Consider the following 7,404-nt stretch of genomic DNA (forward strand, 5'->3'; position numbering starts at 1 on the left):
GGCCGGTCCTGGGCGCCGGCGGCCGGCCGGTGCGGGTGGAGGACATCGAGCGCGCGGTGCGGCTCTCGCGCCGGGTGTGCGCGCTGGCGCTGGCCGTGTGCGGCGGCGCCGGGACGCTGCGGGAGGCCCGCGCCGGACGGCGGGGAGACCGGCGGCGGAGGATGCCGGGGGGAAGAGCGTGACGGGCGGCGGACTGCTGATCGCGGGGACGACCTCCGACGCGGGCAAGAGCGTGGTCACGGCGGGCGTCTGCCGCTGGCTGGCCCGCAGGGGGGTGAAGGTGGCGCCGTTCAAGGCGCAGAACATGTCCCTGAACTCCTTCGTGACGCGCGAGGGCGCCGAGATCGGCCGCGCCCAGGCCATGCAGGCCGTCGCGGCCGGTGTGGAGCCGAGCGCGCTGATGAACCCCGTGCTGCTCAAACCGGGCGGTGACCGCTCCAGCCAGGTGGTGCTGCTGGGCCGGCCGGTGGGCGAGATGAGCGCGCGCGGCTACTTCGGGGGCCCCGTACCGCCGCCGTTCCCCGGCGGGCCGCGGCGCGCGGGCCGGCGGGAGGACCTGCTGGAGACGGTCGCCGGCTGCCTGGCGGAGCTGCGCCGCACCCACGACGTGGTGATCTGCGAGGGCGCCGGCAGCCCGGCCGAGATCAATCTGCGGCGCACCGACATCGTCAACATGGGCCTGGCGCGCGCCGCGCGGCTTCCGGTCGTGGTGGTCGGCGACATCGACCGCGGCGGCGTCTTCGCCTCCCTCTTCGGCACCACCGCCCTGCTCGCGCCCGAGGACCAGGCGCTGGTGGCGGGCTATCTGGTCAACAAGTTCCGCGGCGACGTCACGCTCCTCGAACCCGGTCTGGAGATGCTGCGCGGCCTGACCGGCCGACCGGTGCTGGGCGTCCTGCCCTACGCGCACGGGCTGGGCATCGACGAGGAGGACGGGCTGCGGCTGTCGCTGCGCGGCACCCTCCGCGAGTCGGTCGTCACGCCGCCGCACGGCCGCGACGTGCTGCGGGTCGCGGTGGTGCCCGTGCCACTGATGTCGAACTTCACGGACGTGGACGCGCTGGCGGCCGAGCCGGGTGTGGTGGTGCGGTTCACCGACCGGCCCGAGGAGCTGGCCGACGCCGATCTGGCGGTCGTGCCGGGCACCCGCGGCACCGTGCGGGCGCTGGCCTGGCTGCGCGAGCGCGGCCTGGCCGGCGCCCTGGCCCGCCGGGCGGCCGAGAGCCGCCCGGTGCTGGGGATCTGCGGAGGCTTCCAGCTGCTGGGCGAGCGGATCGAGGACGAGGTGGAGTCGCGCGCCGGGACGGTGGACGGTCTGGGCCTGCTGCCGGTGCGGGTGCGCTTCGAGGCGGAGAAGACCCTGGCCCGGCCGGCGGGCGAGGCGCTGGGCGAGCGGGTGGAGGGCTACGAGATCCACCACGGCGTGGCCGAGGTCACCGGCGGCGACGAGCCCTTCCTGGACGGCTGCCGCTCCGGTTCGGTGTGGGGCACGCACTGGCACGGCTCGCTGGAGAGCGACGGCTTCCGGCGCGCCTTCCTGCGACGGGTGGCCGCCGACGCGGGGCGGGCGTTCGTCCCCGCCCCGGACACCTCCTTCGCCGCGCTGCGCGAGGAGCAGCTGGACCGGCTGGGCGACCTGGTGGAGGAGCACGCCGACACCGCCGCGCTGCTGCGGCTGATCGAGGACGGCGCGCCCGCGGGGCTGCCGTTCGTGCCGCCGGGTGCGCCGTGAGCGGCGCGAGTGACGCGAGCGGGACCGACAGGACGAACGAGAAGACCGACACGGCCGATGCGAAGGACGTACGAACCGATGGGGGCTCGATGAGCACGGTACTGCTGCTGTCCACCGCCGACACCGACCTGCTGGCGGCCCGCGCCTCCGGCGCCCCGTACCGCATCGCCAACCCGGCGCGCGTCGACGTCGCCGGGGAGCTGCCCGCACTCGTGGAGGGCGCGGACATCGCCGTCGTACGCCTGCTGGGCGGTCGGCGCGCCTGGGAGGACGGGCTGGCGGCGCTGCGGGCCACCGGGATCCCGACGGTGCTGCTGGGCGGCGAGTCCGTCCCGGACGCGGAGCTGATGGCCGCCTCCACCGTCCCGGCCGGCGTGGTCGCCGAGGCGCTGGAGTACCTGGTGGCGGGCGGACCGGAGAACCTGGCGGAGCTCGTGCGCTTCCTGTCCGACACCGTGCTGCTGACCGGCCACGGCTTCGCCGGACCGCGCCCGATGCCCGAGTACGGCGTCCACGGCGACCGCGGGCACGACCCGTCCCGGCCGACGGTGGGCGTGCTGTTCTACCGGGCTCACGAGCTGTCGGGGAACACCGCCTTCGTCGACACGCTGTGCGACGCGATCGAGGAGCGCGGCGCCAACGCCCTGCCGGTGTACTGCGGTTCGCTCAGGAGCGCCGACCCCGGTCTGTACGGACTGCTGGGCCGCGCCGACGCGCTGATCGCCACCGTGCTCGCCGCCGGCGGCGCCCACGCGGCGGACGCGAGCGCGGGCGGCGACGACGAGACCTGGGACGTCGGCGCGCTGGCCGAGCTGGACGTCCCCGTGGTCCAGGGCCTGTGCCTGACCGGCTCCCGCGCCGTCTGGGACGCCTCCGACGCCGCCCTGTCCCCGATGGACGCGGCGATGCAGGTGGCGATCCCGGAGTTCGACGGACGGCTGGTCACCGTGCCGTTCTCCTTCAAGGAGGACGGCCCCGACGGGGTGCCCGTCTACGTCGCCGACCCCGAGCGGGCCCGCCGGGTGGCCGGGATCGCGGTGCGGCACGCAGCGCTGCGGCACAGGCCGAACGCGGACAAGAGGATCGCCCTGGTCTTCACCGCCTACCCCACCAAGCACTCGCGCGTCGGCAACGCCGTGGGCCTGGACACCCCGGCCTCGGCCGTGGGGCTGCTCCGCGCCCTGCGCGAGGCCGGTTACGACACCGGTGAACTGCCCGGAACCGGCGACGAGCTGATCCACCGGCTGATCGCGGCGGGCGGCCACGACGTGGAGTGGCTGACCGAGGAGCAGCTGGCCGCCGCGCCCGCCCGGGTGCCGCTGGCCGACTACCGGCGGTGGTTCACCGCGCTCGACCCGGAGCTGCGCGAGGCCATGCGCGAGCACTGGGGCGAGCCGCCGGGCTCGCTGTACGTGGACGGCGAGGGATCCGGCGCCGAGATCGTGCTGGCCTCGCTGCGGTTCGGCAACGTGGTGGTGATGATCCAGCCGCCGCGCGGCTTCGGCGAGAACCCCATCGCGATCTACCACGACCCCGATCTGCCGCCCTCCCACCACTACCTGGCGGCCTACCGCTGGATGGAGACCCCGCGGGACCAGGGGGGCTTCGGCGCCGACGCCGTGGTGCACATGGGCAAGCACGGCACGATGGAGTGGCTGCCGGGCAAGGGCCTGGGCCTGTCGGCCGGCTGCGCCCCCGACGCGGTGCTGGGCGATCTGCCGCTGGTCTACCCGTTCATCGTCAACGACCCCGGCGAGGGGACGCAGGCCAAGCGCCGCGGTCACGCCACGGTCGTCGATCACCTGGTGCCGCCGATGGCGCGCGCCGACTCCTACGGCGACCTGGCCAAGCTGGAGCAGCTGCTGGACGAGTACGCGCTGGTGAGCGATCTGGACCCGGCCAAGGCCCCGGCCGTGCGCAGCCAGATCTGGACGCTGGTGCGGGCCGCCGAGCTCCACCACGACCTGCGTGTGGAGGAGCAGCCGGACGAGGACGAGTTCGACGAGTTCGTCATGCACATCGACGGCTGGCTGTGCGAGATCAAGGATGTGCAGATCCGCGACGGCCTGCATGTGCTGGGCGGCGGGCCGGTGGGCGAGCCGCGCGTCAACCTGGTGCTGGCGGTGCTGCGTTCGGCCCAGGTGTGGGGCGGGGTCGGCGGCGCGCTGCCGGGCCTGCGGGCGGTGCTGGCCGAGCACGTGGGGCTGGTGGAGTCCGAGCTGCTGGCCGAGCCGGGGGCGCGCCTGGAGGTGCCGAAGGCACTGACCGCGCTCGCGGACGGGCCCTCCCGTACCGCCTCCGACGCGGTGGACCTGCTCGAGCACCTGGCGCGGCGGCTGGTGGAGTCGATGGAGTCCCGCGGCTGGGCGCGCGAGGCGGCTTCGGAGGTGGTCCGCGAGGTGCTGGACTCCGAACTGCCGGGCGCCGTACGCGTCCTGGAGTTCGCCGCGGAGGAGGTCGTGCCCCGGCTGGAGCGCACCGGGGACGAGATCGGCAACGTGCTGCACGCGCTGGCCGGCGGCTACGTGCCCGCCGGTCCCTCCGGTTCGCCCACACGCGGCCTGGTCAACGTGCTGCCCACGGGGCGGAACTTCTACTCCGTGGACCCCAAGGCGATCCCGTCCAAGCTGTCGTGGGACGTCGGAAGCGCGCTGGCGGACTCGCTGCTGGCCCGTCACCTGGCCGACCACGGGGAGTACCCGAGGTCGGTGGGTCTGACGGTGTGGGGCACCTCCTGCATGCGCACGCAGGGCGACGACATCGCGGAGATCCTGGCGCTGCTGGGCTGCCGCCCGGTGTGGGACGACGCCTCCCGGCGGGTGACGGGCTTCGAGATCGTCCCCCTGGAGGAGCTGGGCCGGCCGCGCATCGACGTCACCGTCCGCATCTCCGGCTTCTTCCGGGACGCCTTCCCGCACGTGGTGGCGCTGGTGGACGACGCGGTGCGGGCGGTGGCGGAGCTGGAGGAGCCCGCGGGGTCCAACCACGTACGCGCCCACGCCGACGAGGACACCGCCGCCCACGGCGACCGGCGCAGAGCCACGGCGAGGATCTTCGGTTCCAAGCCGGGCGCGTACGGGGCCGGGCTGCTGCCGCTGATCGACGCCCGCAACTGGCGCTCGGACGCGGACCTGGCCGAGGTGTACGCGGTGTGGGGCGGCTACGCGTACGGGCGCGGGCTGGACGGCCGCCCGGCGCGCGGCGACATGGAGACGGCGTTCCGCCGCATCCAGGTGGCGGCCAAGAACGTCGACACCCGCGAGCACGACATCGCCGACGCCGACGACTACTTCCAGTACCACGGCGGCATGGTGGCGATGGTGCGCCATCTGACCGGGGACTCCCCCGAGGCGTACGTGGGCGACTCGGCCGTCCCCGACCAGGTGCGGACGCGGACGCTGGGCGAGGAGACCCACCGGGTCTTCCGGGCCCGGGTGGTCAACCCGCGCTGGATGGCGGCGATGCGGCGGCACGGCTACAAGGGCGCCTTCGAGATGGCGGCCACCGTCGACTACCTCTTCGGCTACGACGCGACGGCCGGGGTCGTGGACGACTGGATGTACCAGCGGCTCGCGGCCGAGTACGTGTTCGACGAGACCAACCAGGAGTTCATGAAGCGCTCCAACCCGTGGGCGCTGCGGGGCGTGACCGAGCGGCTGCTGGAGGCCGCCGACCGCGGGCTGTGGGCCGAGCCGGAGGAGCGGACCCTGGAGCGGCTGCGCGAGATCTACCTCGAACTCGAGGGCGACCTGGAGAGCGGTTCCGACGATCTGGAGGGCGACGCGTGACCACCACCGCGACCACGACCACGGCGGCCACCGCCGCCTATCCGTTCACCGCGATCGTCGGCATGGACGACCTGCGGCTGGCGCTGCTGCTGAACGCGGTCTCGCCGGCCGTCGGCGGCGTCCTGGTGCGCGGCGAGAAGGGGACGGCGAAGTCCACCGCGGTACGGGCCCTGGCCGCGCTGATGCCGCCGGTCGAGGCCGTGCCCGGCTGCCGCTTCTCCTGCGACCCGCACCGCCCCGACCCCGTCTGCCCGGACGGACCGCACGGGGCGCACGGGGCGGGGCCGGGCGCGAGCCGGCCGGCCCGGATGGTGGAGCTCCCGGTGGGCGCCTCCGAGGACCGGCTCGTGGGATCGCTGGACATCGAGCGGGCCCTGTCGGAGGGGGTGAGGGCCTTCGAGCCGGGGCTGCTGGCGCAGGCGCACCGGGGCGTCCTCTACGTGGACGAGGTCAACCTGCTGCAGGACTTCCTCATCGACTCGCTCCTGGACGCCGCCGCGATGGGCGTGGTGCACATCGAGCGCGAGGGCGTCTCGGTGCGGCACTCCTCCCGCTTCCTGCTGGTGGGGACGATGAACCCCGAGGAGGGCGAGCTGCGTCCGCAGCTGCTGGACCGCTTCGGCCTGACCGTGGAGGTGGCCGCCTCCCGGGAGACCGGCGAGCGGATGGAGGTCGTGCGGCGGCGCCTGGAGTACGACGAGGATCCGGCGGCCTTCGCCACCCGCTGGGCCGGTGAGGAGAGCGTGCTGCGGGAGCGGATCGCGGCCGCGCGGGCCCTGCTGCCCGAGGTGCGGCTGGGCGACGCCGCCCTGCGCCAGATCGCCGCCACCTGCGCGGCCTTCGAGGTGGACGGGATGCGGGCCGACATCGTGATGGCGCGCACCGCCACCGCGCTGGCCGCCTGGGCGGGGCGCACCGGTGTGGTGGCCGAGGACGTACGGCGGGCGGCGCTGCTGGCCCTGCCGCACCGCAGGCGCCGCAACCCCTTCGACGCGCCCGGCCTGGACGAGGAGAAGCTCGACGAGACGCTGCGGCGGAACGGCGGTGCGGGGGACGGCACGGACGACGGGCCGGAGGACGATCCGGACCCGGACGGCGGCCCCGGTGGCGGGGACGGCGGCGGCCGGCCGCCGCGGGAGGGCCCGCGGGGACCGGCCGACGCGCCCGAGTCCTCCGAGTCCCCCGAGCCCTCCCTGCCCGGGCAGTCCCGCGGCGAGGAGGACACCGGGCCGGGGCAGGGCGGCGGCGATCAAAGTGGTGAGCAGGCCCCCGCCCGCGCCGGTGAGCCGTTCCGCGCCCGCGCGCTGCACGTACCGGGTGTGGGCGAGGGCGCGGCGGGACGGCGCTCGCGCGCCCGTACCGCCCAGGGCCGCACCACCGGTGCCCGCCCGCCGCGGGGCGCGCTGTCCCGGCTGCACCTGGCCGCGACCGTACGGGCCGCCGCCCCGCACCAGCGGACGCGGGGGCGCTCCGGGCCCGGACTGCTGGTGCGCCGGGAGGACCTGCGCGAGGCGGTGCGCGAGGGCCGGGAGTCCAACCTCGTGCTGTTCGTCGTGGACGCCTCCGGCTCGATGGCCGCGCGGCGGCGGATGGGCGCGGTCAAGGGCGCGGTGCTGTCGCTGCTGCTGGACGCCTACCAGCGCCGCGACAAGGTCGGCCTGGTCTCCTTCCGCGGCTCGGACGCCGAGGTCGCCCTGCCGCCGACCTCGTCCGTGGAAGCCGCCGCGGCGCGCCTGGAGTCGCTGCCGACCGGCGGCCGCACCCCGCTGGCCGCCGGTCTGCTGAAGGCCCGCGACGTACTGCGGACCGAGCGGCTGCGCGACCCCTCGCGGCGCCCGCTCCTGGTCGCCGTCACCGACGGGCGGGCGACGGGCGGCCCGCAGC

The 7,404-nt window shown here is 75.5% G+C and carries 3 protein-coding genes and 1 pseudogene; all 4 read left to right on the forward strand.

The window, feature by feature from the left end; all coding sequences use genetic code 11:
- A pseudogene (locus tag AC2CJA_RS21565) lies at positions 1 to 182 on the forward strand (cobalamin biosynthesis protein); the annotation flags it as partial.
- The gene (locus tag AC2CJA_RS21570; protein WP_484604326.1) at positions 179 to 1,732 is read left to right on the forward strand and encodes a cobyric acid synthase; all 1,554 of its coding nucleotides are present in this window, start codon (positions 179 to 181) and stop codon (positions 1,730 to 1,732) included. The pseudogene AC2CJA_RS21565 and the gene AC2CJA_RS21570, both read left to right, overlap by 4 nt.
- A gap of 89 nt (positions 1,733 to 1,821) precedes the next feature.
- On the forward strand, positions 1,822 to 5,520 hold the full coding sequence (cobN, locus tag AC2CJA_RS21575; protein WP_484604327.1) for a cobaltochelatase subunit CobN: 3,699 nt from the start codon (positions 1,822 to 1,824) through the stop codon (positions 5,518 to 5,520).
- 62 nt (positions 5,521 to 5,582) lie between these two features.
- Positions 5,583 to 7,404, forward strand: a 1,822-nt coding sequence (locus AC2CJA_RS21580) for a magnesium chelatase subunit D family protein (RefSeq protein WP_484604328.1), incomplete at its 3' end; no start/stop codon positions are given.

This window comes from Streptomyces sp. ATLC9, from assembly GCF_057196705.1.

Bases quoted from the DNA above. Each gene is read 5' to 3' on its own strand.
- cobN (WP_484604327.1), top strand. From the start codon at position 1,822: ATGAGCACGGTACTGCTGCTGTCCACCGCCGACACCGACCTGCTGGCG.